General features: G+C 25.0%; 1 protein-coding gene. It reads right to left on the minus strand.

Translation table 11 applies throughout. The annotated features are described in order from the left end of the window. Positions 1-242: 242 nt before the first annotated feature. Positions 243-1,886 carry a helix-turn-helix domain-containing protein gene (locus IEW40_RS14100; RefSeq protein ID WP_188618761.1) on the minus strand — a complete coding sequence of 548 codons (1,644 nt, stop codon included), beginning with the start codon at positions 1,884-1,886 and terminating at the stop codon, positions 243-245. Positions 1,887-2,217: the final 331 nt, after the last annotated feature.

The raw sequence follows: 2,217 nt of genomic DNA on the forward strand, positions 1-2,217 counted from the left end.
GGTTTTTGTAAAACATTTACGGATTAAATTATTTGAAAGGCAAATTTAAAACGAAAAATTCAATAAAAAAACATGTAATTTTTATGTTTTTCCGGTTGATTCTTTTAAAATCCCGGCTCGAAAATTATAGAAATAATAGGCAACTGAGTAAATTTGTATCAGAAATAAAGAGGTAAAAAAAATAACCATTAAAAATTATCTATTCTTCAGATGACTTCAGTACAATTTGTATTGAAGTTTTTTTATGGATTAGAATCTAGATTTTCTTTCATCATTTTAATAAAAATAGAGGGCTTCATTTTAAATTTTCTTTGGAAATTATCAGAAAAACTTTCAGCATTACCGAATCCTGCTTCTGAGGCCAATTCTTTTATTTCTATGGACAAATATTTTTTGTTGGTTTTCATTTTTTCTATAATGTAATCTAGTCTTAAATCATTGATATATTGTGTAAAGTTTTTCTGTTTGTACACATTAATGATTCTAGATAGATAACCAGAATTGGTATTAAACTCTTCACACAGGGATTTCAGAGTTATTTTTGGGTTGAGAAATTGATTTTCATTTTCGAAAGTATCTAATTTATTTAAAACATAATCTATGGTTGCTGGGCTTAATCCAGGTATTTTACTAATGAGTAATGTTTTATGATTTTCTAAACGGTCAACAGTTTTTTTAGAGCTGTCAGAATTTTGCTCATTGATTGAAAATTTATTTTTTTCTGCTAAAATTTCTCTAAATCTCTGTTTGTAAGCCTTTTTTACTTTAGAGTATCTGTAAAAAATAAAAGAACCAACAGAAAAACTTAGAATAATGATAAAAATAATGAGCAATTGGTGAAATTTCAGTGAATTTTCAATTTCGTTTTTTTCTTGGATGAGTAATTCTGAGGTATATTCTTTATTGATTTTATTAAAAAGATATTTGTAATTTTTCTCGTAAGAATGGTCTAGAAAGAGTAGTTTATTGATGTACTCTAATTGTTTATCAGTATTTCCTTTTTCTTTGTAATACTGTATTAAATGTTCATAAGCAGGTCTGAATTGAGGGTCTTGATTTTTATCTTTATAATATTCTTTGTCAAGTTTATGGAAATAGTCGACTCCTTGATCTTTCTGGTTGAGTTTCCAATAGGAGAGGCCAAGATAATATATTTCTGTATAATGAGTAAAATTGTCATTATATTGTTTAATAGCTTCATTGAGTTTATTGATGGCTAATAAATAATTTTTATTGTAATATGCATCGGCGCCTTCAGAAGACAAGAAATATGCTCTATATACTTCGTGTTTTTTATCTAAATTGATTTTTTGATATGCTTCTTTATAAAGTGGAAGGCTTTCTGATATTTTTCCTAATTTATTATTACAATTTATTAATGAAATAATTGTGTAAAAATACATCAATACATTATCTTTCCCAGTTTCTTTTCTATTAAACTCTTTTCTAAAATAATTGTTAGCAGATATTAAATAACTTTTAGCTTCAATGTAATTCCCTAAATAAATATAGTATAAAGATAAGTTATACAATATCCTATTTTTAAGATATTCATCATCTGTTTTTTTTGAATAATTATGTGCAATAAATAAATCTTTAATTCCATCTGTACCACTACTATTTATATCTTTTATTGTGCTTCTTGCTAAATAAGCATTGGCAAGATATATTGGCTTATTAATTCTTTTGGCAGTAATTATTGCACTATCAACATATCTTAAATTTTTTGGATTTGTTGTATAAAAACTGATAAGTTTATAAGCTCTGAATAAAGCTTCTATATTTTTTTCCTTTTTGGCTCTTCTTATATAAATTTCACCTACTTTTTCACCCGTTATATTTTCATGTATATTTTCAAAACTGTTATCAATTTCATCCAAACTCATTTTCTCATAATCGACATTTTGAGCATTGATTTTTATTGAAAAAATAAAAAATAATAGGAGGAGATATAATCTATTGATTATTAAGTTTTTGTAAAACATTTACGGATTAAATTATTTGAAAGGCAAATTTAAAACGAAAAATTCAATAAAAAAACATGTAATTTTTATGTTTTTCCGGTTGATTCTTTTAAAATCCCGGTTCGAAAATTATAGAAATAATAGGCAACTGAGTAAATTTGTATCAGAAATAAAGAGGTAAAAAAAATAACCATTAAAAATTATCTATTCTTCAGATGACTTCAGTACAATTTGTATTGAAGTTTTTTTATGG

The organism is Cloacibacterium rupense, from assembly GCF_014645495.1.
In the GTDB taxonomy this organism is placed as follows: Bacteria; Bacteroidota; Bacteroidia; order Flavobacteriales; family Weeksellaceae; genus Cloacibacterium; species Cloacibacterium rupense.

What these genes read in the sequence shown, in the direction of transcription:
- IEW40_RS14100 (WP_188618761.1), bottom strand. Translation starts at nt 1,886, where the DNA reads ATGAGTTTGGATGAAATTGATAACAGTTTTGAAAATATACATGAAAAT.